Genomic DNA, 24,962 nt, shown 5'->3' on the forward strand with positions numbered 1-24,962 from the left:
TCGCCCCCCTACGGCTCCCGGGGCCCGGACCGCCGCGTGGCGGTCCGGGCCCCGTCGTACGCCCGGCGGGCCGCCGCCACGTCGGCCATCCGTTCCTCGGTCCACAGCGCGAGCGCCCGCACCTGCTCCGCCGCCTCGCGCCCCAGTTCCGTCAGGGAGTAGTCGACGCGCGGCGGGATCACGGGCCGGGCGTCGCGGTGGACCAGGCCGTCCCGTTCCAGGGTCTGCAGCGTCTGCGTGAGCATCTTCTCGCTGACGCGGCCGATCGCCCGGCGCAGCTCGCTGAAGCGGTGCGGGCGCTGCAGGAGCCGGATCAGGACGAGGACGCCCCAGCGGCTGGTGACGTGCTCCAGGACCAGGCGGTGGGGGCACAGCTCCTCGCCGACGGCCCCCCGGTCACTTACTGTCATGCCAGTACCTTACTTTGAAGTGGGTACTTTCGCATGGTTAGCGCCTCTCTTAGGGTTAGTGTGAAAGCACCCTCGCAAGGAGTTCTGATCATGAGCATCGTCGTCACCGGAGCCACCGGGAAGCTCGGCCGGCACGTCGTGGAGCAGTTGCTGGAGAAGGTTCCGGCCGACCGGGTCACCGCCGTCGTCCGCAGCGCGGAGAAGGCCCGCGACCTCGCGGACCGCGGCGTGCGGATCGCCGTGGCCGACTACAACGCCCCCGAGTCCTTCGACGGGCTGTTCGCGGCGGGCGACAAGGTGCTGCTGATCTCCGGCAGCGAGGTCGACCGGGACCGCGTGCGGCAGCACACGGTGGTCGTCGACGCCGCGAAGGCGGCCGGCGTCGCCCTGCTCGCCTACACCAGCGCCCCCGGCACCCTGACCGCCGCCCTCGCCGACGACCACCGCGGCACCGAGCAGGTGCTGCTCGCCTCCGGCGTGCCGTACGTGCTGCTGCGCAACGGCTGGTACCACGAGAACTACACCGAGAACCTGGCCCCGGTGCTGGAGCACGGCGCGGTGGTGGCCGCCGCCGGCGGGGGCCGGGTCTCCTCCGCCTCCCGCGCCGACTACGCCGCGGCCGCCGTCGCCGTGCTGACCGGCGAGGGGCACGAGAACACGACGTACGAGCTGGGCGGCGACGAGGCCTGGAGCTTCGCCGAGTACGCGGCCGAGCTGAGCCGGCGGACCGGCAGGGAGATCACCTACAACGCGGTCACCCCGGAAGCGCTGACCGGCATCCTGACCGGCGCCGGCCTGCCCGAGCCGCTGGCCGCGGTCCTCGCGGGAGTGGACGCCTCCATCGCCAGGGGCGAGCTGGTGGTCTCCACCGGCGACCTGTCCCGCCTGATCGGCCGCCCGACCACCCTGATCGCCGAGGCCGTCGCCGCCGCGCTCCCGGCCTGACCACCCGGCCCTCCCCGCGTCTGTCATGACCGTATGCCGGTACGGGTATGACAGACGGGGGTGTCCGGCGTTACCTTCGTGGACGCGGGTTCGAGACACGAAGGAGGAGCCGGTGGCCGGGAAGTCGAGGGGCGAGCGGCACATAGGACTGCTGAACGGCTTCGCGGCGTACGGAATGTGGGGGCTCGTCCCCCTGTTCTGGCCCCTGCTGAAGCCGGCCGGGGCGGTGGAGATCCTGGCCCACCGGATGGTGTGGTCCCTCGTCCTCGTGGCCGTCGCCCTGCTGGCGCTGCGGCGCTGGAGCTGGGCCGGCGAGCTGCTGCGGCAGCCGCGCAAGCTGGGGCTGATCACGGTCGCCGCGGCCGTCATCACCATCAACTGGGGCGTCTACATCTGGGCCGTCAACAGCGGCCAGGTCGTCGAGGCCTCGCTCGGCTACTTCATCAACCCGCTGGTCACCATCGCGATGGGCGTGCTGCTGCTGAAGGAGCGGCTGCGGCCCGTGCAGTGGGCGGCGGTCGGCGTCGGCTTCGCGGCCGTCCTCGTCCTCACCGTCGGCTACGGCCGTCCGCCGTGGATCTCGCTGATCCTCGCCCTCTCCTTCGCCGTCTACGGACTGGTGAAGAAGAAGGTGAACCTCGGCGGCGTCGAGTCGCTGGCCGCGGAGACCGCGGTCCAGTTCCTGCCCGCACTCGCCTATCTGCTGTGGCTGAGCGGGCAGGGCGGCTCCACCTTCGCCACCGAGGGCCCCGGACACGCGGCCCTGCTCGCCGCCACCGGCGTGGTCACCGCGCTCCCCCTGGTCTGCTTCGGCGCCGCCGCGATCCGGGTGCCGCTGTCGACACTCGGGCTGCTGCAGTACCTGGCCCCGGTCTTCCAGTTCCTGCTCGGCATCCTCTACTTCCACGAGGCCATGCCGCCCGAGCGGTGGGCCGGTTTCGCGCTGGTGTGGCTGGCGCTGGCGCTGCTCACCTGGGACGCGCTGCGCACCGCGCGGCGGTCCGCCCGCGCGCTCAGGGCCGGGCTCGACAGGCCCGGGACCACCGGGCCGGCGGGCACCGGGAGCGCGGCGCGGAGCGCCGACGGCGTGGCCGCGGAGCCGTCGGCCTCGCCGGCCGCCAAGCCGTAGCCGGCGGTCGCCGCCGGATTCGCGAGCAGCGGGGGCCGCGCGGCCCCCGCTCGAGGCGGAAGGGCCGAAAAGGCCCGCCCGCGTACGGAACCGGCCCCGGCCCCCGGCCCCGGGATCTTTCGGCGATTCCGCTCCCCCCTCGCTCCCGCAGCCACTATGAGTGGTCGCATGACAGAGACGACCCCCGCACCCCTGCACTGGAAAATCGTCATCGACGCCGCCGACCCGCACGCCCAGGCCGACTTCTGGGCCGCCGCGCTGCACTACGAGGTCGAGGACAACAGCGCGCTCATCGAGAAGCTGCTCGGCCTGGGAGCCGTACCGGCCGAGCTGACCGTCGAGTTCCACGGCCGGCCCGCCTGGCGGGACCTGGCCGCCGTACGGCACCCGGACGATCCGTACGAGAAGGAGAGCGGGACGGGGCTGGGGCGGCGGCTGCTGTTCCAGCGCGTGCCGGAGGCGAAGACGGTCAAGAACCGGCTCCACCTCGACCTGCACCCCGGGCAGGGGCGCCGCGAGGACGAGGTACGGCGCCTGGAGCGGCTCGGCGCGAGCGTGCTGCGGCGGGTGGCGGAGCCGGGCGGGCAGTGGGTGACGATGGCGGACCCGGAGGGAAACGAGTTCTGCGTGCATTAGGGCGCCGGACCGGGACGCCGCGACCGGCTCACCGCCCGGGCGCCCGCCGGGCAGGTGAGCCGGTCGCGGTTCCGCCGCCCGGGCGCCCCGCCCGCGACACGACCGCCGGCGTCGGCGGCGGCACCGCCCCGGACCGGCGGCTCCCCCCCTCGGACACCGGGCCCGGTCAGCCGCCCTGGGCGCGGGCGCGTTCGGTGAGGCGGCCCATGCGGGCGCGGGCCGACTCCAGCTGCTCGATGTCGTCGGCGGCGGGGCCGCCCTCGGCCGCGAGCCCGGTCCACAGGCCGATCAGGTCCCGGCCCAGGTCCAGGCCCCGCACCGGGTCGCGTACGGCGCGCCAGGCGGTGGCCGCGCTCTGCACGTTGCCGTAGGCGGCCTCCGCGTCGCCCGCGCCGCGGTGGGCGCGGGCCAGGTCCAGGGAGAGGTGGAAGGCCCGGACCGGGTCACCCGAGAGGTAGGCGATGTAGGCGGCGAGTTCGCGCAGCCGGAGCGTCTCGGGGTGCTCCGGCCCCAGGGTGCCCGACGCCTGGGCGAGCGTCTGCTCCGCCAGGTGCGCCGCCGCCTCGAGGCGGCCCGCCTTGACGGCCTCGTTGATACGGGTCACCGGTTCGGCGAGATGGGCGGGGCCGGCGCCCGCCGGTCCGCCGCCGAGGACGGCCTCGGCGACGGCGTCGAAGCCGCGGGGCGGAGTGGGCCTGGGGTCCGGGTCGGACTCGGGCCCGGCCGAAGGCGCGGATCCCAGGACCGCGTCCATCGGCGGAGGCGGCCCGAACTCTCCCGTCGGGGGCGCGACCGTGCCGGGTGCGGCGCCCCCGGCCGGTTCCGGCACGGCCCCCGGCGGGACCGCCGGCGCGGACCCGCCGGGCGGCTGGGGGCGGGGCCGCGGGTCGGGTATCGCCCGCAGCGGGAACGTCGGGGCGGAGGCCTCCTCCGCGGGTCCGGGTGGCCGCCGCAGGACGTGGGCGGGCGTGTCGTGCCGCGGACGCTGCGGGTCCGGCACGCCCGCGGGGGGTGCCGTCGGCCGCGGAGGAACCGGCGGCCGGGCGGCGTCGGGCGGCGGGGCCGTCCGTACCGGTTCCGCCGTGAAGCGGCTGGAGCCGTCCGTGTCCACCTGGAGGGGGACGACGTAGCCGATGCGTTCGTCGTGGACCGTGGCGAGGACGGGGCGGCCGGCGGCGAGGGCGATGCGGTGCAGGCGGTCCAGGACGGCGTGGTGGATCTCCTGGCCGGGGGCCGCGGCGACCGGGACGCCGTCGATCGAGGCACCCGCCGGCGGGCCGCCCGGATCCGGCCCGGCGGCCGGGTTCGCGGCCGCGCCCGCACCCGGCCCGGTCGTCGGGCCGGCGGCCGGGCCGATGGCCGGGACGTGGACCTGGATCGGGGGGGCCGAGCGCCCGGCACGCTGTTGTTCCCGCTTGTCGTCGCGGCTGGGTCGAGACATCGGCTTCCGCTCCCGCACCGTTCAAGAGCCTGTCGTGATACCTGCTGTCGAGTCTCTCCGCTCGCTCACGGTTCTCACGTCACCGCGGTGTCACAGGCTCGTCCCAGAGCCCCGTCCCGCCGTGGCGGCAGAGAGTACCGTGCGGCTCCGCGGATGACGAGGGAGGGGAGCGTGCATGCGACAAGGACCGGGGATCTGGACACGCGGCCGGTGACCCCGCCGGAACCGGGGCGGGCCGCCGGGCCGCGGCGTTTCTCCCGGGTCGGCGCGCACGGCGGCGCCGGCCCATGGACATATGGATGCGCGCGCATATAATGTATGTGCATATTGTGGCGTGCGCCGACCACCCGGGAGATCCCATGAACCGCCGCTTCCTCTTCCTGCTGGGCAGCAGCCGCGCCGACGGCAACACGGAGCTGCTCGCCCGCCGGGCCGCCGAACAGCTGCCGGGCGACGTCGAGCAGGAGTGGATCAGCCTCACCGAACACCCGCTGCCCGAGTTCGAGGACCTGCGCCACGACAGCGACCACGTACGGCCCACGCAGGGCGCCGCGGCCCTGCTGCTCGACGCCACCCTCGCCGCGACGGACGTCGTCATCGCCTCGCCGCTGTACTGGTACTCCGTGTCCGCTCCCGTCAAGCGCTACCTGGACCACTGGGCCGGCTGGCTGCGCACCCCCGGCGTCGACTTCAAGGCGACCATGGCCGGGCGCACCCTGTGGGGCGTCACCGCGCTCGCGCACCAGGAGCTGGTGGTGGCCGACCCGCTGATCGGCACCCTGCGCAACTCGGCCGCGTACCTGGGCATGCGGTTCGGCGGGGTCCTGCTCGGCAACGGCAGCAAGCCCGGCGACGTCCTGAGGGACACCGAGGCGCTGGCGCACGCCAAGACGTTCTTCGCGCGGGAGGCGCCGCTCGCCCGCTTCCCGTACGACACCGAGTGAGCGGCTAGGCGGTGACGTCCCTCGTCGTGAACCGCGCCCAGGCCGCCGAGCCGAACACCGCCGCGTACAGGACCTGGAGGCCGAGATTGCGCACGATGTCGTCCCAGTGGACCGGATCGCGCATCAGGTCGGCGAAGGACAGCCAGTAGTGGGAGAACAAGTACGGCTGGACGGCGTGGAGCTGCGGTATCTGGTCGACGATCTGGACGGTGATCAGCAGGCCGACCGTGGTCGCCATCGCCGCGATGCCGCTGCCCGTCAGCGTCGAGACGAACAGGCCGAGGGCCGCGACGCCGGTCAGTGACGCGGCGACGACCAGGGCGATCAGAAGCGCCCTTCCCAGGCCCTCGGCGAGGCCGATGCGCGTGCCGGAGATGGTCGTCGGGTCGCCGAGCGGGAACAGCAGCGCGCCGACCGCGAGGGCGCAGACCGTGACCACGAGGGTGGCGACCAGGCAGAAGACGATGACGGAGGCGTACTTGGTGAGCAGCAGGCGGGTGCGGCCGGCGGGGGCGACCAGCAGGTAGCGGAGCGTGCCCGCGCCGGCCTCGCCCGCGATCGCGTCGCCCGCGACGACGCCGATCGCCATCGGCAGGAAGAACGGGAGGGTCGCGGCCAGCGCGGTGAAGACCAGGAACAGGCCATTGTTGGTGACCTGCGCGAGGAACGCCGGGCCCCCGCCGCCCGCCGGCGAGCCGTCGCCCGTCTCGATCCTGACGGCGACGCCGATCAGGACCGGCACGGCGGCCAGCACGCCCAGCAGGGCGAGGGTGCGCCAACGCCGGAACGTGGTGAGCAGTTCGCTGCGGAACAGGCCGAGCGTCCACGAGGGGCCGGGCCGGACGGCGGCTCCGGCCCGCGACGCCCCGGCCCGCGACGGCTCAGCCCGCGACATCGAACCCCTCCCCCGTCAGCGCCACGAACGCGTCCTCCAGCGAGACCCGTTCCGTCCCGAAGCCGCGCACCCGGACCCCGGCCGCCACCAGCGCGGCGTTCACCTCGGCGAGGTCGCGGTCCGGCGGTTCGCCGGTGACCCGGTCCTCGGCGACGACGACGTCCCCGGCCCCCTGCTCCTTCAGCACCCGGGCCGCCTCCCCCGTGTCCGGCGTGGTCACCACCAGCCGGCCGCGCGTCCCCGCCGCCAGGTCGGCGACCGCGCCCTGGGCGATCAGGCGGCCCTGCGCCATCACCGCGGCGTGTGTGCACACCTGCTCGATCTCGTCGAGGAGGTGGGAGGAGAGGAAGACGGTCGTGCCGTCCGAGGCCAACTCCCGGACCAGCGTGCGGATCTCGCGCATGCCCTGCGGGTCGAGACCGTTGGTCGGCTCGTCCAGCACCAGCAGGCGGCGGGGCCTCAGCAGCGCCGCGGCGAGGCCGAGGCGCTGCTTCATGCCGAGCGAGTAGGCCTTCGCCTTCTTGCCGGCGGCGGACGTGAGGCCCACCCGGTCCAGGGCGGCGGCGACCCGCGCGCGCCGGGTGCGCGGGTCGGCGGTCGGGTCGGCGGCGTCGTACCGCAGGAGGTTGTCGCGGCCGGAGAGGAAGCCGTACGGGGCCGGGCCCTCGATCAGGGCGCCGACCTGGGGCAGGACGGCGCGGGCGGCGCGCGGCATGGGCCGGCCCAGCACGCGGGCCGTGCCCGAGGTCGGCTCGATCAGGCCCATCAGCATGCGGATGGTGGTGGTCTTGCCGGAGCCGTTGGGGCCGAGGAAGCCGAAGACGCTGCCCGCCGGGACGGTCAGGTCGAGCCCGTCGACGGCGAGCTGTCCGCCGCGGTAGCGCTTGGTGAGCGCGCGGGTGGCGATGACGGCGTCATCCGCGCGCCGCCGGTCCGGCTCCGTGACGGACGGCTCGCCCATCGGCTCCCTCGTTCCCTGCGACTCGTCGGGGGCTCACTTCCCGGCGTCGGCGGCCTTCACCAGAGCGTCCGCGGTGACCGTGCCGACGTAGACCTTGCCGTCCTCGGTGATCAGGGCGTTGACCAGGCGGGTGGAGAGGACCGTGCCCGTGCCGAACTCTCCGGTCACCCGGTCGCCGAGCGAGTTCAGGAAGCCGTCGAGGTCGCCGCCGGCGCCGGCGGCGGGCAGGCCCCGGCCGCCCGTGTCGAAGACGGCCACCGAGTTCCAGCCCTCGCCGAGGACCTGGAGGCCGTCGAGTTCCTTCGCGAGGTCGGCCTCGGACTTCCGCCCGCTCCCGGACGTCCGCTCGCGCTCGGGCGCCTTCGCCGCCTCGTCCGCCTCGGTGACCTTCGCGCCCTCGGGCGGGGTGAAGTCGAAGGCCGACGCGGCGGGTGCGGCGAAGTCGACCCGGGTGAAGCCCGCGTCCACGACGGCGGCGCCGCCGTCGGCCGGGGTCAGCGTGAACTTCAGCGGCGTCCCGGTCTCGGCGTCCACGGCCACGCTGATCGCGCCGATCGTGGAGCCGGGCCGCTTCGGCTCGACGAGCAGCTTGTACGCGTCCCGGCCGGCGACCCGCACGGTGCCGTCCACGGTCACGGACGTGGTGGCGTCGACCGCCGCCAGGGCCTTCTCGGCGAAGTCCCGGGGCGTGGCGGGAACGCTCCTCTCCCGCTGCTCGCCCGCCCGGTCGGGCACGGTGCCGTGGTAGACCTCGTGGGAGGCGCTGTCGTAGGCCCAGACGTCGTCGCCGTTGTGGATCAGGCTGTACTCGGCGGCGTTCTCCAGCAGGGAGAGCCTCTGCCGGTCGGGGCCGTCGACGGCGACCCGCAGCGTGTGCGTGCCGGAGGCCAGCTCGGTGAGCCTGGCCGACGGGTCGGCGGAGGAGCCCTCGCCGTCCGCCCGCGGGGCGCCGGCGAGCAGTCCGCTCCCCAGTCCGCCGAGGTCCGGCAGCCCCAGGTCGGTGGTGATCTTCACGGTGCCGGACAGCTGCTCCACCTCCGACTCGGCCACCTTCTGGACGAGCTGCTCGGCGGTGATCTCCGGGAGGTCGGGGTCGCCGGAGTCGGCGATCGCGGGGACGAGCCCGATCGTCGCGGCCGCCACCCCCATCACCGCGACCGGTACCACGTACCGTGCGGCCCTGCGCCGGCCGGAACGCCCGTCCTCGGCCTCCCCGGCGGTCGTGCTGTCGTCGGATTCGTACGGTGCCATGTGTGCCCTCCGTCGTCGGCGGCGGCCGGACCACTCCCGTTCGTCCACCCGTGGCCGCCATTCTCACCCGAATCGGTGAGGAGTGGTGATGTCCGTGGTGTCCATCCGACCAAATCGGCCACGCGGAATCGTCAGACCCGGGAGTCAACTCCCCGTACGCCTGCGGTATGACACGGGAGGGCTCACGCCTCCCCCGACCCGTAGGGGTCGCGCGGGAGGACGCCGCCGGGCGGGGGCGGGTGCCGGGAGGTGTTCCGCGGGGCGGTTCAGCCCGCCCGGTGGACCACCGCGTCGCACAGTTCGGTCAGCGCCGTCTTCGCGTCGCACTCCGGCAGCGGCGCCAGCGCCGCGCGCGCCTCCTCGGCGTAGCGCACGGTGTCCCGGCGCGCCTGCTCCAGCGCCGGGTGGGCGCGCAGCAGCGTCAGGGCCTCGGCGTGCCGCGCGTCGTCGGTCAGGTCGGAGTCGAGCAGCTCGCACAGCGCGACGTCCTCGGCCCGCCCCAGCCGGGCCGCCCGCTCCCGCAGCCGCAGCACCGGCAGGGTGGGGATGCCCTCGCGCAGGTCCGTGCCCGGCGTCTTGCCCGACTCGTGCGAGTCGGAGGCGATGTCCAGTACGTCGTCCGCGAGCTGGAAGGCGACGCCGAGCCGCTCGCCGTACTGGGTGAGCACGTCCACGACCGTGTCGTCGGCGCCGGACATCATCGCGCCGAACCGGCAGGAGACCGCCACCAGCGATCCCGTCTTGCCGCCCAGCACGTCCAGGTAGTGCTCGACCGGGTCCCGTCCGTCCCGTGGTCCCGCCGTCTCCAGGATCTGCCCGGTCACCAGGCGCTCGAACGCCTCCGCCTGCACCCGCACCGCCTCCGGGCCGAGGTCGGCCAGGATGTGCGAGGCCCGGGCGAAGAGGAAGTCGCCGGTGAGGACCGCCACCGAGTTGCCCCAGCGGGTGTTCGCGCTGGGCACCCCGCGCCGCACCGCGGCCTCGTCCATCACGTCGTCGTGGTACAGCGTGGCGAGGTGGGTCAGCTCCACGACCACGGCCGACGGCACGACGCCGGGCGCGTACGGGTCCCCGAACTGCGCCGCGAGCATCACCAGCAGCGGCCGGAACCGCTTCCCGCCCGCCCGCACCAGATGCTGGGCGGCCTCGGTGATGAAGGGCACCGCGCTCTTGGTTGCCTCGAGCAACCCTTCCTCGACAGCCGCCAATCCGGCCTGGACATCGGCTTCCAGAGCCTGGTCCCGCACGCTCAGCCCGAACGGCCCGACGACGGTCACGAGGGGTCTCCTGTCTGCTGGTGTCTGCTGGCGATTACACGGTTTGTCGATAGGTCGCTGCCCTCACTCAAGTCAGCGTATCCGGTCACGTTTCGATCACCGATAGGGCCCACGGTTACAGCCCGGGCGATACGGGACCAGGACCGTCATGTTTTTGATCGGTTCATATGAGCGGACATGGAACGACATGGCGTGACCATCCTCACTCCGCGCGCGGCGAACGCGCCCGCCGCCGCCGGCGGCGCACCCGGTCCCCTCCCCGCGTCTCCGCGCCCGGCCCCACGACCGGCCCCTTACGGGCGAGTTGGCCATATTGCCCGTTTTGCCGGTCTTTTCGGTCTCCGTGAGTTGGCTCACGCCCCGGCGCGCCGCGCCGCCCGCCCCGCCTCCTCCCCACCTCCCCGGCCCCGCAAGCGAGTTGCCCCTCGGCGCCCGCGAAGGATCAAGCACCCAAAACACCCCAGAACAAGGTCAACAGGAGCGTTCCGCGAATCCCGCACTTGTTCCGGACATGTGCTCTCGCATACGTTCCCGGCCTGTCGGGCGGACGCCGAATCCTGCCGCCGTCCGCGCCACCCACGACGAACTCACTCGCACGGCAGGAGCGGGGGACCCAGGTAAGCCGCCGTACCGGACGCACCGGTGCGGCTCGGGGTGAAGCCGTGCCCACGGGGCACGACCGGGCACCTCCCGCCCGAACCCGACAGCTCACCTCGCAGGCGTAGGAGAGGAACCGACCATGCCTGCACGCGGCCACCGCCGTACCGCCCGCCTCGCCCGCACGCTCGCCCTCGCCGGCACGGGCGCCGCCGTACTCGCCCTTCCGCTCGTCGGCGCGGCCAGCGCGTCCGCGGCCACCACGGCCGCCACGACGACCGCCGCCACCACCACGGCCACGGCCTACCCGGACAACCTCGACGGCTGGATCCGGGAGGCGCTCGACATCATGGCGCAGAACGGGATCCCCGGCACGTACGACGGCATCCACCGCAACATCATGCGCGAGTCGTCCGGCAACCCGAACGCCGTCAACCTGTGGGACTCCAACGCCGCCGCGGGCACCCCGTCCAAGGGCCTGCTCCAGGTCATCGACCCGACCTTCCAGGCGTACCACGTGGCCGGCACGTCGTGGGACCCGTACGACCCGGTCGCGAACATCACCGCCGCCTGCAACTACGCGGCCCAGCGCTACGGCTCGATCGACAACGTCGCCGGGGCCTACTAGGCCCGCCGAGCCCTCCCTCTAGGCCGCGCCGAACAGCCGCTCGAGGACGACGGCGACGCCGTCGTCCTCGTTCGACCGTGTGATCTCGTCGGCCACCGCCTTGAGGGCGGGATGGGCGTTGGCCATCGCGACGCCGTGGGCCGCCCAGCCGAACATGGGGATGTCGTTGGGCATGTCCCCGAAGGCGATCGTCCGCCGCGGGCCGAGCCCCAGGTGCTCGGCGGCCAGCGCCAGGCCGGTCGCCTTGGTGACGCCGAGCGGCTGCAGCTCGACGGTCCCGGGCCCCGACATGGTGACCGTGGCGAGGGAGCCGACCACCGCGCGGGCCGTCGCCGCCAGTTCGTCGTCGGACAGCTCGGCATGGCGCAGCAGCACCTTGCTGATGGGCGCGCACCACAGGTCGTCGCGCCGTTCGACCCGCACCGCGGGCAGGGTCGGGTGCGGCATCCGGTAGCCGGGCTCGATCAGCGTGAGCCCGTCGACACCGTCCTGGTCGACCGCGGCGTACACCTGCCCCACCTCGGCCTCGATCTTGCCGAGCGCGGTCTCGGCCAGCTCCCGGTCCAGGGTGACCGACCACAGCAGACGGTGCGCGCCGGCGTCGTACACCTGCGCGCCCTGCCCGCACACCGCGAGCCCCCCGCAGCCGAGGTCGTCCAGGAGCGGCCGCACCCTCGGCGCCGGGCGTCCCGTCACCACGAGGTGCTGCGCACCGGCCCGCGCCACCCGCGCGAGCGCGGCGCGCGACCGGTCGGAGAACGTGTCGTCGGCGCGCAGCAGCGTTCCGTCCAGGTCGGTGGCGACGAGTGAGAATGCGGTGAAGGGGGCCATGATCAGAGAATACGGACCGGGCGCCCCGCCGACGCGTCCGGAGCCGGACCGCCCCACGGACCCCGGCGCCCGCGGGGCGTCGGAGACCGCCGGGGAACACGGCGCACACGTGTCCGGAAGTCACCGCCTTCATCCCCCTTCACCGCCTACAGGTGGTTGTGGGCCTCTGCACCGGTTGGCAGCAGCATGGCCCGGTACCTACCGCCGGGGCGGCCCCGGGGGTACCTTCCTTGTGTCCGGGGGGACTTGATCGGGGGGTCAGGTTGAGCAGTGGACGCATTCGCGTGCTGGGGCCGGAGGAGCTCGGCGAGGGGGAGAAGGAGCGCTGGCGGGAGCTGCGCGCCGCGTCGGGCGCGCCGCGCAACCCGTTCATGGAACCGGAGTTCACCGAGGCCGTGAGCCGGGTCCGCCCGCACGCGCGCGTGGCGGTGGTCTACGAGGGCGGCGAGGCGGCCGGTTTCCTGCCCCACGAGCGCGGGCCGCTGGGCCAGGGGCGGGCCGTCGGACTCGGGGTGTCGGACTGTCAGGGCGCGGTGCTGCGCCCGGGCCTCGGCCTGGACGGCCGCGCCCTGCTGCGGGCCTGCGGACTGTCCAGCTACGCCTTCGACAACCTGGAGGCGGAGCAGCGGCTGTTCGTGCCGTACGCCGCCGAGGAGTTCACCACCTACGTCATCGACGTGGGGAAGGGGTACGAGACCTACGAGAACGCCCTGCGCACCCGGTCGCCGAAGTTCCTGAAGACCACGCTCGCCAAGGAACGCCGGCTCGGCCGCCAGGTCGGCGACGTGCGGTTCGTGTTCGACGAGCGGGACCCGGCCGCGCTGCGGGCGCTCGTCGAGTGGAAGTCCGCGCAGTACCGCAGGACCGGGCGCCGGGACCGGTTCGCGCGGGAGTGGATCACCCGGCTCGTGGGGCGGCTCGCCGAGACGCGGACCCCGCAGTGCACGGGCACGCTGTCGGTGCTGTACGCCGCCGGACAACCGGTCGCCGCGCACTTCGGGCTGCGCTCGGCGACGGTCCTGGCCTGCTGGTTCCCGGCGTACGACCCGCGGTTCGCCAGGTTCTCGCCCGGGCTGGTGCTGCATCTGCGGATGGCCGAGGCCGCGGCCGCCGAGGGCATCGACACGCTCGATCTGGGGCGCGGCGCGGCCGAGTACAAGGACGCGCTGAAGACCGGCGAGCTGCCCGTGTACGAGGGGATGGCGACGCGCCCGGGGGTGGGCGCGGCGCTGCACCGGCTCGGCCGCGAACCGGCGCGCCGGGTCCACGGCTTCGTACGCGGCCGGCCACGACTGGCCGCGCTGGCGGCCCGGACGCTGAAGGGCGCGGCCCGGCTGCGCCGGTCCTGACATCACGGGTGACGAAGGGGGAGGACGTATGTCCCGTATCGCACGGACACGACGGATCGCACGGACGCAGGAGGAGATCCGGCGGTTCCAGAGCATCGCACCGGTGCAGGTCGCCGAACTGGACCTCGACGGGGAGGGCCGCATCGCCCTCACACCGGGGCCGGGCAGCCCGCCGGTGACGTCCGGCCCGGTGTTCGCCCTGGTCAGGCGGGAAGGGCGGCCGGTGGGGACGCTGCTCGGGCAGGTGCCGCGGGGCGCGGAGCCGAGGGAGGCGCTGGCCGGGCCCGCCCGGCGCCTCGCGCGCGGGGCACGGCCCGCGGCGGCGCCCGGCGTGCCGCCGCGGGCCAGCGTCGTCGTCGCCACCCGGGAGCGCGCCGACCGGCTCGCGCGCGCCCTCGACTCGCTCCTCGCGCAGGACCACCCCGACTTCGAGATCGTCGTCGTCGACAACGCGCCGGTGACGCACGAGACGCGGGACCTGGTCGAGCGCAAGTACGGCGAGCGCGTCCGGTACGTGTGCGAACCGGTGCCCGGGCTCGCCGTCGCCCACAACCGGGGCGTCGCCGTCGCCCGCACCGAGGTCGTCGCCTTCACCGACGACGACGTCGTCGCCGACCCGCGCTGGCTCACCGAGCTGACCGCGCCCTTCGCCGCCGACCCGCGTCTGGGCTGCGCCACCGGGCTGATCCTGCCGGCCCGGCTGCGCACCCCGGCACAGGTGCTGCTGGAGAGCCACGGCGGCTTCGCGAAGGGCTTCACGCCGCGCACGTACGACCCGAAGAGCCCGCCGCCCGACGAGCCGCTGTTCCCCTTCACCGCCGGACGCTTCGGCTCCGGCGCGAACATGGCCTTCCGCACGGCGGTGCTGCGCGCCGTCGGCGGTTTCGACCCGGCCACCGGCGCGGGCACGCCCGCGCGGGGCGGCGACGACCTGTACGGCTTCGTCCGGGTCCTCGCCGCGGGGCACCGGCTGCACTACACCCCGCAGGCGCTGGTGTGGCACCACCACCGGGAGACCTGGCGGGACCTGGAGACCCAGGCGTACGGCTACGGCGCGGGCCTGACCGCGTACCTCACGGCGATCCTGGTGAACCGCCCGGCGCTGCTGCCGGCGTTCCTCGCGAAGCTGCCGGGCGGCCTCGCCCACGCCCGGGCCCTGACGGCGGCGCGGGACACGGACGGGACCGGGGGCGAGGCCGCGGCGCCGGGCGAGCACGACGCCCGCACGCACCCCTGGCCACGGCGGCTGTCGCGGCTGCAGCGCCGGGGGATGCTGTACGGGCCCCTCGGCTACGTACGGGCGCGGCGCGCCCAGCGCGCGGTGACGCCGGAGCCGGGATGAGGCCGACGGAGCGGGGCGGGGGCGCGATGGGCGGCAACGGCAGAGAACCGGCCGCGGGGGGCGGACGGCGGACAGGCGGCGACTGGGGCGCGGAGCCGGGGCGGGGCGGAGCGGGGCCCCGGGGGGCGGACGGCGGACAGGCCGCGCACGGGGCGGCGGACGGCGGGCAGGCGGCGCACGGGGCGGCGGACGCCGCGGGGAGCCGAGGCGCCGCGGGGAGCCGTGCGGACGCCCGGGCCCGTACCGGCGGGGACCGCGGCGCCATCCCCGTCTTCCTCTACCACGCCGTCATGGACGACCCGCCCTCCTGGATCGCCGAATTCACCGTCGGCCCGAGGGAGTTCGCCGCGCACCTCGACGCGATCGTCGACAGCGGCCGTACGCCCGTCACCATCAGCGCGGTCGCCGACCACCTGGCCGGGCGGGCCCCGCTGCCGCCCCGGCCCGTGCTGCTCACCTTCGACGACGGGTTCGCCGACCTGCCCGGCCCCACCGCCGAGGCGCTGGCCGGGCGCGGGCTGACCGCGACCGCCTACCTCACCACCGGCGCCCTCGTCCCCGGCGGCCCCTGCCTGCTGCCGCCCGCCCCGATGATGAGCCTGGACCACGCGGCGGAGCTGGAACGTCACGGCGTGGAGATCGGCAGCCACACCGTCACCCACGCCCAGCTGGACACCCTGCCCGCCAAGGACGTGGCGTACGAACTGCGCACGTCCCGGGCCGTGCTGGAGGACGTCCTCGGCCACCCGGTGCGCCACCTCGCCTACCCGCACGGCTACAACAGCCCGAAGGTGCGCGCCCTGGCCGCCCGCGCCGGGTACGAGACCGCGACCGCCGTGCGGCACGCGCTCAGTTCGGACCGCGACGAGCGCTACCGCATCGCCCGGCTGATCGTCCGCCGCAGCCACACGGTCGCCGACGTCGAGGCGTGGCTGGCGGGTGCGGGCGCCCGGATCGCCCCCTACCGCGACGGGCCGAGGACGATCGCGTGGCGCTGGTACCGGCGGGCCCGCGCGGCCGTGCGCGGACCGGAGTTCGCGGGCTAACCGCCGGCCGGGTCACTTCGGCGGCTGGTTCAGATACGGGTCGGCGACCGCCTCGCGCAGGCTGTCCCAGGCCGCGTCGTTCGCCAGCGCCAGGTCGCAGTGCGGCCCCGGGTCGCGGTAGTTCCACTGGAGCGCGGCCTTGACGCCCTCCAGGCGCTTCAGCACCCGGGGCACCTCGGCGTACCACCGGGCCTGCCGCTCGGGCCGGGAGTCGTCGGCCGCGGTGCCGAACTCGGAGAGCATCAGCGGCTTGTCGTCGGAGATGTTCGCGCGGATCCAGGCGTGCGTGTCGGTCTGGGTCTGCGCGAAGGTCAGCCAGTCGGCGTCGTGGCAGCGGTAGTAGTTGTACTGGTTGTAGCCGATCCAGTCGACGTACTCGTCGCCCGGGTACATCCGCTCGATCACGTCCGCGTGGTCCAGGTACCCGGTGGTGATCCAGGTCCACACGACGTTGTCGACGCCCAGTTCGCGGAACCGGTCGTGGATGTGCCGGTACGCCGCGACGAACTCGGCCGGGGTGCCGTTGTCCGGGGTGCGGGTGTCCATCTCCAGGTCGAAGGAGAGGAACACCTTCTTCCCGGTGCGCTGCCCGTACTCCTTGACGCGCCGGGCCTGCACGTCGATCACCGTCTCGTCCAGGTCGCCGGCGGCTATCCGCCGCCAGGTGGGCTGCTGCCGCTTCGTACCGCCCCACCACTTGCTCTCCCAGGACAGCAGCAGCATGTGGTCCCGGCCCACGCGCTGCTCCTCCTCGGTGAGGAGCTGGCCCTCCAGGCGGGCGCCCTCGGCCACGGACATGTCGTGGTACGTGTACACGATGTCGAGCTTCCGGCCCACGCGCCGCTCGTAGGCGCGGACCTTCTCCCCGAGGTCCGTCCGCTCGTGCGGCACGAAGGCGCCGAACCAGGCGCCGCAGGGCGGTTCGAGGAGCGCGGTGGGGCGGCACCGGCCGTCCCCGGAGGCGTCCGGCGGGTCCGGGGCGGGCCCGGAGGCGTCGCGCAGGACCGGCACGGCCAGCAGGGCCGCGCAGGCGACCGCGGCGGAGGCGATCATCAGCAGACGGCGCCGCCCCCGCGCCGGGAGACCGGCCGGGCGGGCGCCCGGGGCCGTGGACGGCTCCGGTGCCCGGTGCTGCCCGGTGGGAGCGGCCGTACGACTCGTACGCCGGAAGCGGCGGGCGAACCTCACGAAGCGGAACCCTTTCCTGTTGTCGGCGTTGTCGGCGTTGTCGGCGTCTCCGGTGTTCCCGGCGTCTCCGGCGCTCCTCGCGTCTCCTTCGGCGCCGTGCGCGGCGCCCGGGCCGCCGAGGAGGCGCGCAGGCGCGGGCAGAGCGCGGCGAGCGTGGTCAGCAGCGTCAGCGCCAGCAGCACGCGCCGTCCGCTGAACGCGTGCGCGGCGATCAGCACGGTCGCCACGATCAGCGCGGCGCTCACGCTGAGCAGGACGGCCAGCATCAGCCGTTCCAGCAGGTCGGAGCGGTGTTCGAAGGCGGGGTCCCGGCGCTCGACGGGCCCCTCGGCGGGCCGCGCCCGCAGCGCGGGCCCGCAGAGCCCGACCAGCGCCGCGCCCGGCCCGGCCGCCAGGAAGGCCACGACGGCCGCGCCGCGCGGCACCGAGGCATCGGGCAGGGCGAGCGCGGCGAGCGCCAGCCAGCCCCCGAGGGGGGGCAGCGCCCGCACGACGAGCTGCTGCGGTGTCATCGGCTCGCGCCCCCTTCCCCGTCCGCCGGTACCAGGGCGTAGAGCACGCCCGCGTCGTTCCGCGCCACCCGCTCGAAGCGCGGCGAGGCGGCGACGGACCTGCGGATGCGGTCCAACTGGGCTTCGTCGAGCTGGCCGTTCATCTCCGAGTTGGCCAACTGCCCCTGGGTGAGCAGGAAGTAGGCCCGGGCCGGCGGTTCGACGCCCGCCATGTCGCGGGCGAGGGTGGCGGCCGGGTTCCGGAGGATCTCGTCGACGTGGCGCCGGTCGTCGTCGAGGAACCAGTAGTGGTCGATCGTCCCGTACGAGTCGTACGCGAGGGGGTAGTTGCGGTTGGCGGCGACGACGAGGGAGCCCTCCGGCGCCTGCTCGAAGAGCCGGTGGACGAGGGCGACCTCCTGCGGCGGGAAGTAGTTGATGCGGTCCTTGCCCGCGTAGCTCGGCACGAACGCCCACGTCACGGCGAGCAGGGCGGGCAACGGCGCCCAGGTGCCGTACCGCCCCGCGAGGAGCCGCCGCCGGCGCCGCCCGGTGACGGGCCGCGGCCGTGCCCGCGCCTCCCGGGCGGCGGCGTCGGCGGCCAGGGTGCGGACCTTCGGCAGCAGCGCCGCGGCGGCGAGGAAGGCGGCGCCGGGCAGCATGAACAGCAGCACCCGGAAGATCATCTCGCTGCCGTAGCTGCTCGCCGCGAACATCGGCAGCGGAGCCGCCGTCACCAGCACCAGCGGCAGCGCCCGGTGGCGCAGCACCCGCTGGCGCACCACGCCCACCAGCGCCAGCAGCAGGACCGAGCCGGACAGCAGCCGGGCCGCCCAGGAGGTGGCGATCGCCCCGGTGCCGGTGGGGGTGGCGCCGTACCCCGTCTCGACGTTGGCGCCGATGTCGCCGACCGAGCGGATCATGTCCGGCATCGCGGCCGACAGGAAGGGCAGCGCGGCCGTGAGGCACCAGGCCAGGAAGATGACGACGACGGTGACCGGCGGGACCCAGCCGCGGTAGCGGCGGGTGAGGCACAGCGCGAGCAGCGAGACGATCAGCATGCCGGGCGTCAGCTGGTGGGAGATGACGATGGCCGTGACCAGCACGGTGAGCAGCGCGGTCCACACCGCCGTCCGCCGCCCGCCGGCGCGGCCGTAGCGGCGCAGGACGACGGCGAGCACACCGAGGTGCAGGGCGTAGGCCACGGACTGCGGGGAGAAGTAGTCCTGGCCGATCCAGTTGGCGACGTGGAACAGCCACACCGCCGTCCAGATCAGCCGCCGGTCCTCGGTGAAGGTGCGGTAGATCAGCAGCAGCGGAAGCAGCAGCAGCAGGCTGGACACCAGCGGCCACCACGCCATGTACGTCGCGGCGGAGTCCACGCCCAGCAGCCGCACCAGCGCGGCCTGCGCGGCGAAGAAGCCCGGCCACTGGTCGTAGACGGCCATGTCGCCGATCTGCTCCGCGGTCTGGAGGCGGCCCGCGGTCAGCAGGTGGTCGATGACCGCGTCGTGCTTCCACGCCCAGGCGTACAGCGGGGTCGGGTAGAGGACGGCCTGCGTGGCCCGCTCCATCACCAGCAGGCCGAGGACGTACGCCAGCGACCAGCCCTGCGGCCGGCTCCGGACGCGGACCGTGCACCAGAAGCCGGTGGTGAGGACGGCGAGGCCGACCCAGAAGGCGGGGTGCAGCGCGGTGACGAGGCCGAAGTCGTCGAGGCGGGACACGTCGGTGTGCCGCACCGCGTACGCCCACAGGGCGAGCGCGGCCAGCAGCGGGAGGGCGGGCCAGGCCGCGAGGACGCGTCCCGGCCGGGCCGGGGGGAGGTCGGAGAGGTCCGTCACGGACCCGGCCGCGGGGCGGGGCGGCTTCCCGGCGGCCTTCCCGGCGTCCGGGCGGCCGCGGACGTCACGGGCGTCACGGGCGTCCGAGGTGTCGTGACCGTCGCGGCCGGCCGGGAGGCCATGGGCGTCGCGGGGCTCACGGGCGTCCGGGATGTCGTGGGCGTCCTGGATGTCGTGGGCGTCGTGGGTGTCATGGGCGTCCGGTGCGGGCGCGGGTGGCTCGGGCGCGGATCTCTCCCGTGGAGTCGCTGGCGGACGCACGACGGTTCCCCCCTGGTGGTTCGGCTCTGTGCGCGGTCGGTGCTCTGTGCGCGGTCGGTGCGCTGTGCTGGATCAGTCCCCGGGGCCGCCCCCGGACCGGCTGTGCGGTCCGGTGCGGGGCGGGGGTTGTGCCGTGGGTGACGGGCGGCGCGGCGCCAGGAGCAGCACGACGAGGGCGAGGACGAGCAGGAGCAGCAGGGGCGGCGCGAAGGGTGCGAGCGACCGCTGCCCCACCCAGCCGCCCACCGCGGCGAGGTACAGGATTCCCCAGCGTCCCGGCCACGGCAGCCGGCCGCCCGTGCGTGCGAGCAGCAGCCACAGCAGCACGAGACACCACAGCTGGCAGACGGGCGGCGCCCAGCGCAGCAGCGGCTCGGGCCCGTCGAGCCCCACCGCGTCCGCGAGGAAACCGGCCGTCGTGGCGTACAGCGTCCCCTCCACCGGCCGCGGTTCCCGGCCGAGGGCGACCGGCGCGGCGTACAGCGCGAGGACGGCGGAGCCCAGCGCGGCGCCGGGCAGCCACGGGTCCCGCCGGGTGGTCAGCGTCACCGAGGCGACGAACACCAGCAGCAGCACCACCCCCGCGGTGAGCGCCGGGGCGGGGAGCGCGTCCAGCATCTCCCGGCCGCCGGGCCCGGTCCCGGACGGTGCGCCGAGCCGGGGCAGGTCGCGCAGGGCGGCCCAGAAGACGGCGGTGGCGGCCGCGAGGAGGGTCCACAGGGCGTACGTCAGGCGCCGGTCGCCCCCGGCCCGCCCCTCGGCTCGTTCCCCGGCCCGCCCTTCGGCTTCGGCCGGCGCCTCCCTGCCGGGGTCCGCGCCGGCGTCGGGGCGCCGAGGCGGACCGGCGTCGGCGGGATGCCGCCGCACGATCACCGCGAGGGTGTCCGCCTCCAGGGCCTCGCGTTCGTAGCCGGGGCGTCCTATGAACAGGGTGACCGTGTCCTCGGCGTTCTCGGCGTCCCCGGCACTCCCGGCACTCCCGGGGTGCCCGGCGTTCCCGGTGGTCCGGCCGTGCTGGTACGCCGCCTGGCGCGCCCAGTTCGTGCCGTACCCGGCGGTGGCGTTCAGCCGGGCCCAGCGGGTGCCGTAGGCGGGGGTTTCGCCGGTCCGGTCCGCGCCGGCCCGCACGCCGCCGGTGCCGCCGATGCCGCGCAGCGCGGAGCGCAGGCCGGGCACGCAGACGACGGCGACCAGCGTCATGCCGAGCAGCACCGCCCAGCCGGCGCCCGCGATCCCGGCCGGTGAGAACAGCACGGCCGCGCTGCCCAGCACCAGGGCGCACATGGCGCCCTGCACGGCGGCGAGCACACCGGTGCGCCCCTGGACCCGCAGCACCCCGATGTACAGCTCCACGACGACCCTGGGCAGCGCGCCGAGGGCGAGCAGCCGCAGCACGGTGGAGCCGTGCTCGGCGTAGTCCTCGTGGAAGGGGAGGAGGATCTGCGGCGCGAAGACCACCAGGACGGCCACCACCGGCACGAGCAGCAGCGCCATGCGGCGCAGCGCCCCGCGGACGCCGTCGGCGAGTCGGCGCGGGTCGTGCGAGGCGTGGGCGGTGAGGGAGGAGGCCATGTTGATGGCCATGAACTCCATCGTGCCGCCGACGGTGTACGCCACGTAGAAGTAGCCGTTCTCCGCGGCGCTGAAGCGGACCGCGACCATCACCGGGAGCAGGTTGATCATCGCGAGGCTGAACAGCGCGCCGAGCGAGTCTCCGGCCAGGAAGCGGCGGATCTCCCCGAACGTGGGCGGCTGCAGGTCGCGGTCGGCGGCGGCCTGGCGCGGGATGAGCCGGCGGAAGATGAGCCAGCCCAGCGGCAGGGTGGAGAAGGCGATCGCCACGGCCCAGGACACGAAGATGCCGAGCACCGGCAGGGTGCCGGCGAAGACGGCCAGGAGGACGAGCTTCCCGACCGAGAACACCGCGTTCCCGGCCGGCACCCACTCGGCCTTGCGCAGCCCGGTCAGCACCCCGTCCTGCAGGGTGAGCAGCGCCCAGGCCACGCACGCCGCGACGAACAGCGCTCCGGCGGCGGGGGTGCCGAGCGGCGCGTACGACGCCCCCCACAGGTCGAGGGTGAGCAGGAAGACGACGGCGGCCACGGCGACGACGACCGAACTGGCCGCGTACGTACGCCACACCAGCGTGCCGGTCGCGCGGCCCGCGCGCGGGACGAAGCGGACGACGGCGCCGATCATCGTGGTCGCGGTGATGCTGGCCAGCAGCCGCATCGCGGCGATCGCGGCGGAGCCCTGGCCGACGGCGTCCTCGGAGTAGTAGCGGGCGGCCACGAGCCAGAAGCCCAGGCCGAGCACGGCGGACACGCCGGTGCTGAGCATCAGGAAGTAGGCGTTCTTGAACAGCGAGTCGGACTCCCGCCCGCTTCCGGACGCCTTCGGGCCGCCGTCGGCGGGCGCCGCGGCGGCCTCGTGCACCTGGGTCTCAGCCACGGGACGGATCCAGCCCTCCCGGTGCCGCCCCTGGCCGCGCCCGGTCCGCGGGCGCCGGGGCCGGGCGCGCGCCGGACGCCCTGAGCGCGCCGACGGCCTCCCGCGCCCGCAGCGGGTCCACGGGCAGCGCGTGCCGGGCGAACCAGCGGGCGGCCTCCGGGGCGGGCGAGGGGTCGGTGAAGTCCGCGCCCGCGTAGTCGTCCAGGGGCGGGTCGTAGAGGTAGCCGACGGTGATGCCCCGCCGCGCCAGCGCCCGCACCGCGGCGTCCCGGTCCGCGACGAACAGCGGTACCCGGAACAGGGGCCGGGGCTCGGCCGGCCCCGGCGCCGCCCACGGTGTCGACAGCAGCAGTTCGGTCCCGGCGCGGCAGGCCGCCAGGACGTCGTCCAGGCGGACGAGTCCGCGGGCGACGCGGGCGAGGCGCAGCCGGCCCGGCCGCCGGCGGTAGTCGTGCAGGTCGACGCGGACCCACGGGTCGTACGCCGTGAGGTCCGGGGCCGCGGCCGCCGCGCGGGCCAGCGCCCCGGGGCGCAGCGGCATCCGGATCTCCTCGCGCTCCGCCAGGCCGAGCAGCCGCAGCGCGGCCCGGGCGGGGCGGCGCAGCCGCAGCCCCCGCACGGCCGCCTCCGCGTGGGGGCGCAAGGCGTAGGCGAGTTCGGCCGTCGTCCGGTGCGGGGTGAGCAGCGCGTCGCGGGTCTGCCGCAGGGCCGCGCGCAGGTCCGGGTCGGCGACGGCGAGGAAGCCCCCGGTCCGGGCGCCGACGTGCTTGGACAGGCTGAAGACGGAGGCGTCGCCCCAGGCCCCGACGGGACGGCCGCCCACCGTGCTGCCGATGGCGTGCGCCGCGTCCTCCAGCAGCGGGATGCCCAGCGCGTCGCAGCGCGCCCGCAGCCGCGGCGCCGGGTCCGGGTTGCCGTACAGGTTGGTGGTGAGGACGGCGGACAGGGAGCCCCACACCTCGTCGGGCACGGCGTCGACGTCGATGGACGCGTCCCGCGGGTTCAGCGGCGCCTGCACGGGCCGCAGCCCCGCCGCGAGCACGACGAAGAAGATCACGTCGTCGTTGACCGGCGACATCAGCACCCGGCCGCCGGACGGGCACCAGTGGCGCAGCGCCAGGAACAGCCCGAGCCGGCAGGACGGCACGTAGACACACTCCCGGCCCAGCCGACCGCGCATGATCTCTTCCAGCCGTTCCGGCCGCGCATCCGGACGCGCCGGGTCAAGGCCGGCCTCCCCACTGGCCATCCGCCCCCCTGATGTGCCATCGGAACGCCCCCTCCCCGAGGCCTTCCGGCACCCGCCCAGACTCACCCCTTTCGCACCGCTCCGTCAAGATTGCATACCGGCCTGTGGACAACTTCCCGCGCACGAGTGGAAGCGGAGCGCCACCGAGGGGGCGGAAAGCCCGGGAGCGCGCCCGGCGCGCGCTCCGGCTGCCGCACGCCCTCCCCGGCCCCTCCCCCACCGCCCGGCGACACACCCCGCCCGTCCCCTCCCGCACCGCGCCCCCACCCGCCGTACGGCGTCCCCGTGCCCGGAACGCGCCCAGCACCGCCTGCTCGTCCTCTGCCCGGCAACGGCGCCGCACCCGTAACGTGTGGCCGGGCCACGGACAGGTGGCCGCACCCGGCGAGCACGAAAGCGAGGCAGCACCCGATGCCCCCCTTCGATGTCCCCGAGGGCGATCCCTTCGGACCGCACAACCTTCCCTACGGCGTGTTCTCCGTCCCCGGCACGCGGGAGCGGACGGTGGGCGTCCGCCTCGGCGACCACGTCCTGGACGCCGGCGCGGCGGCGCGCGCGCTCGGCTCGCCGTACGCCCCCCTGCTCGCGCGGCCCACCCTCAACCCGCTGCTGGCGGCCGGCCGCACCGCCTGGTCGGACGTGCGGCGCGCGCTGACCGCGTGGGTGACGGTCCCGTCCCACCGGGAGGTCGTCGCACCGCTGTTCCACCCGCTGCCATCGGTGACCCTGCACCTGCCCTTCGAGGTCGCGGACTACGTCGACTTCTACGCCTCGGAGAACCACGCCCGGAACGTCGGCCGGATCTTCCGCCCCGACGCGGCCGACCCCCTGACCCCCAACTGGAAGCACCTGCCCATCGGCTACCACGGCCGTTCCGGCACGGTCGTCGTGTCGGGCACGGACGTCGTGCGGCCCTCCGGGCAGCGCAAGGCGCCGGCCGACCCCGCCCCCGTGTTCGGGCCGTCGGTCCGCCTGGACATCGAGGCCGAGGTCGGTTTCGTGGTCGGGGTGCCGTCCGAGCCGGGCCGGCCGGTGCCGCTCGGCGACTTCCGCGAGCACGTCTTCGGCCTGTGCCTGCTGAACGACTGGTCCGCACGGGACATCCAGGCCTGGGAGTACGTCCCCCTCGGCCCGTTTCTCGGCAAGTCCTTCGCCACGTCGGTCTCGGCGTGGATCACACCGCTGGACGCGCTGGAGCAGGCGCGGGTGGCCCCGCCGCAGCGGACGCATCCGCTGCTGCCGTACCTGGACGACGGCGCGGAGGAGCCGGGCGGCTACGACCTGCGGATCTCCGTGGCGGTCAACGGGCACGTGGTGTCCGAGCCGCCGTTCTCCACCATGTACTGGACGGCCGCCCAGCAACTGGCCCACATGACCGTCAACGGCGCCCGTCTGCGCACCGGCGACCTGTACGGCTCGGGCACGGTGAGCGGCCCCGGGGAGCGGCAGCGCGGGTCCCTGCTGGAACTGACCTGGAACGGCCGCGACCCGCTGGAACTCCCCGACGGCAGACGGACGTTCCTGGAGGACGGTGACGTGGTGACGCTGTCGGCGTGGGCGCCGGGGCCGGACGGGGCCCGGGTGGGAATCGGGGAGGTGACGGGCCGGGTGGTGGCGGGATGACCGCTTTTCTCCGGCTTTTCCTCCGACTGCCTGTGGCTCCCCCCTGACTCGCGCCGCCCGTCGCCGTCATACTGGCGTCGGGCGGCGCGCACCCCGCCGCGCACACCGCGGCAGCACGCCGCCGCCTCCCCCCGCAGCACGACCGAAGCCGCCCCTTCTCGACCCATCGACCA

Annotated in this window: 21 protein-coding genes and 1 riboswitch; of the genes, 9 read left to right on the top strand and 12 right to left on the bottom strand. The window is 75.0% G+C overall.

The genetic code is table 11. The features are described 5' to 3' along the window. Nucleotides 1-8: 8 nt before the first annotated feature. Nucleotides 9-410, bottom strand: coding sequence for a winged helix-turn-helix transcriptional regulator (locus tag ABD363_RS02125; protein WP_344599594.1), 402 nt, complete (start codon nucleotides 408-410; stop codon nucleotides 9-11). 90 nt (nucleotides 411-500) lie between these two features. Here ABD363_RS02125 and ABD363_RS02130 point away from each other — a divergent pair, with 90 nt between their 5' ends. The 3 genes from ABD363_RS02130 (at nucleotide 501) to ABD363_RS02140 (ending at nucleotide 3,120) form a co-directional block, all read left to right on the top strand. Next, nucleotides 501-1,355 (top strand): NAD(P)H-binding protein, encoded by an 855-nt coding sequence (locus ABD363_RS02130; protein ID WP_344599595.1) that lies wholly within the window; start codon nucleotides 501-503, stop codon nucleotides 1,353-1,355. A gap of 175 nt (nucleotides 1,356-1,530) precedes the next feature. Beyond that, on the top strand, nucleotides 1,531-2,484 hold the full coding sequence (gene rarD, locus ABD363_RS02135; RefSeq protein WP_425577927.1) for an EamA family transporter RarD: 954 nt from the start codon (nucleotides 1,531-1,533) through the stop codon (nucleotides 2,482-2,484). Nucleotides 2,485-2,652: 168 nt separating this feature from the next. Continuing rightward, nucleotides 2,653-3,120 (top strand): VOC family protein, encoded by a 468-nt coding sequence (locus tag ABD363_RS02140; protein ID WP_344599597.1) that lies wholly within the window; start codon nucleotides 2,653-2,655, stop codon nucleotides 3,118-3,120. A 166-nt stretch (nucleotides 3,121-3,286) separates the two neighbouring features. Here the strand turns inward: ABD363_RS02140 and ABD363_RS02145 are convergent, their stop codons facing one another. Beyond that, on the bottom strand, nucleotides 3,287-4,561 hold the full coding sequence (locus ABD363_RS02145) for a tetratricopeptide repeat protein (RefSeq protein WP_344599598.1): 1,275 nt from the start codon (nucleotides 4,559-4,561) through the stop codon (nucleotides 3,287-3,289). Nucleotides 4,562-4,920: 359 nt separating this feature from the next. On the opposite strand from ABD363_RS02145, the gene ABD363_RS02150 reads away from it, so the two are divergent. Next, nucleotides 4,921-5,505: a flavodoxin family protein gene (locus tag ABD363_RS02150; protein ID WP_344599599.1), complete on the top strand. Its 585-nt coding sequence runs from the start codon at nucleotides 4,921-4,923 to the stop codon at nucleotides 5,503-5,505. A 4-nt stretch (nucleotides 5,506-5,509) separates the two neighbouring features. On the opposite strand, the gene ABD363_RS02155 is transcribed toward ABD363_RS02150, so the two are convergent. From ABD363_RS02155 to ABD363_RS02170, 4 genes are all read right to left on the bottom strand, one after another. After that, nucleotides 5,510-6,400 (bottom strand): ABC transporter permease, encoded by an 891-nt coding sequence (locus ABD363_RS02155; protein ID WP_344599600.1) that lies wholly within the window; start codon nucleotides 6,398-6,400, stop codon nucleotides 5,510-5,512. Next, a complete protein-coding gene (locus ABD363_RS02160; RefSeq protein ID WP_344599601.1) occupies nucleotides 6,387-7,361 on the bottom strand; it encodes an ABC transporter ATP-binding protein in 975 nt (324 codons plus the stop codon). Before ABD363_RS02160 ends, ABD363_RS02155 begins: the two co-directional genes overlap by 14 nt. A 33-nt stretch (nucleotides 7,362-7,394) precedes the next feature. Further along, nucleotides 7,395-8,612: a LolA family protein gene (locus ABD363_RS02165; RefSeq protein ID WP_344599602.1), complete on the bottom strand. Its 1,218-nt coding sequence runs from the start codon at nucleotides 8,610-8,612 to the stop codon at nucleotides 7,395-7,397. A 266-nt stretch (nucleotides 8,613-8,878) separates the two neighbouring features. Beyond that, nucleotides 8,879-9,889, bottom strand: coding sequence for a polyprenyl synthetase family protein (locus ABD363_RS02170; RefSeq protein ID WP_344599603.1), 1,011 nt, complete (start codon nucleotides 9,887-9,889; stop codon nucleotides 8,879-8,881). Nucleotides 9,890-10,463: 574 nt separating this feature from the next. Further along, a riboswitch (cyclic di-AMP (ydaO/yuaA leader) is annotated at nucleotides 10,464-10,626 on the top strand. Nucleotides 10,627-10,628: 2 nt separating this feature from the next. On the opposite strand from ABD363_RS02170, the gene ABD363_RS02175 reads away from it, so the two are divergent. Then, nucleotides 10,629-11,114, top strand: a complete 486-nt coding sequence (locus ABD363_RS02175) for a transglycosylase SLT domain-containing protein (RefSeq protein WP_344599604.1) — start codon at nucleotides 10,629-10,631, stop codon at nucleotides 11,112-11,114. Between the two features lie 18 nt (nucleotides 11,115-11,132). Here the strand turns inward: ABD363_RS02175 and ABD363_RS02180 are convergent, their stop codons facing one another. Further along, nucleotides 11,133-11,945 carry an HAD family hydrolase gene (locus ABD363_RS02180; RefSeq protein WP_344599605.1) on the bottom strand — a complete coding sequence of 271 codons (813 nt, stop codon included), beginning with the start codon at nucleotides 11,943-11,945 and terminating at the stop codon, nucleotides 11,133-11,135. Nucleotides 11,946-12,229: 284 nt separating this feature from the next. On the opposite strand from ABD363_RS02180, the gene ABD363_RS02185 reads away from it, so the two are divergent. From ABD363_RS02185 to ABD363_RS02195, 3 genes are all read left to right on the top strand, one after another. Further along, a complete protein-coding gene (locus ABD363_RS02185) occupies nucleotides 12,230-13,294 on the top strand; it encodes a GNAT family N-acetyltransferase (protein WP_344599606.1) in 1,065 nt (354 codons plus the stop codon). Nucleotides 13,295-13,397: 103 nt separating this feature from the next. Then, nucleotides 13,398-14,636 (top strand): glycosyltransferase family 2 protein, encoded by a 1,239-nt coding sequence (locus ABD363_RS02190; protein WP_425577928.1) that lies wholly within the window; start codon nucleotides 13,398-13,400, stop codon nucleotides 14,634-14,636. A 290-nt stretch (nucleotides 14,637-14,926) separates the two neighbouring features. Next, entirely contained in the window at nucleotides 14,927-15,682 is a 756-nt protein-coding gene (locus ABD363_RS02195; RefSeq protein WP_344599608.1) for a polysaccharide deacetylase family protein, read from the top strand. Nucleotides 15,683-15,694: 12 nt separating this feature from the next. Here ABD363_RS02195 and ABD363_RS02200 read toward each other — a convergent pair whose 3' ends face one another. The 5 genes from ABD363_RS02200 to ABD363_RS02220 all read right to left on the bottom strand — a co-directional run bounded on the left by ABD363_RS02200 (nucleotide 15,695) and on the right by ABD363_RS02220 (nucleotide 23,097). Continuing rightward, nucleotides 15,695-16,735 carry a glycosyl hydrolase gene (locus tag ABD363_RS02200; protein WP_344599609.1) on the bottom strand — a complete coding sequence of 347 codons (1,041 nt, stop codon included), beginning with the start codon at nucleotides 16,733-16,735 and terminating at the stop codon, nucleotides 15,695-15,697. A gap of 131 nt (nucleotides 16,736-16,866) precedes the next feature. Then, entirely contained in the window at nucleotides 16,867-17,382 is a 516-nt protein-coding gene (locus ABD363_RS02205) for a hypothetical protein (protein WP_344599610.1), read from the bottom strand. Next, nucleotides 17,379-19,205, bottom strand: coding sequence for a glycosyltransferase (locus ABD363_RS02210; protein ID WP_425577929.1), 1,827 nt, complete (start codon nucleotides 19,203-19,205; stop codon nucleotides 17,379-17,381). Before ABD363_RS02210 ends, ABD363_RS02205 begins: the two co-directional genes overlap by 4 nt. Nucleotides 19,206-19,538: 333 nt before the next feature. Next, nucleotides 19,539-21,917, bottom strand: coding sequence for a lipopolysaccharide biosynthesis protein (locus ABD363_RS02215; RefSeq protein WP_344599612.1), 2,379 nt, complete (start codon nucleotides 21,915-21,917; stop codon nucleotides 19,539-19,541). Continuing rightward, a complete protein-coding gene (locus tag ABD363_RS02220) occupies nucleotides 21,910-23,097 on the bottom strand; it encodes a DegT/DnrJ/EryC1/StrS family aminotransferase (RefSeq protein WP_344599613.1) in 1,188 nt (395 codons plus the stop codon). The genes ABD363_RS02215 and ABD363_RS02220 overlap by 8 nt, the downstream gene beginning before the upstream one ends. A gap of 480 nt (nucleotides 23,098-23,577) precedes the next feature. Here ABD363_RS02220 and fahA point away from each other — a divergent pair, with 480 nt between their 5' ends. Then, nucleotides 23,578-24,789 (top strand): fumarylacetoacetase, encoded by a 1,212-nt coding sequence (gene fahA, locus ABD363_RS02225; protein ID WP_344599614.1) that lies wholly within the window; start codon nucleotides 23,578-23,580, stop codon nucleotides 24,787-24,789. Nucleotides 24,790-24,962: the final 173 nt, after the last annotated feature.

Origin of the sequence: Streptomyces glaucus (assembly GCF_039533365.1) — a bacterium.
GTDB lineage: Bacteria > Actinomycetota > Actinomycetes > Streptomycetales > Streptomycetaceae > Streptomyces > Streptomyces glaucus.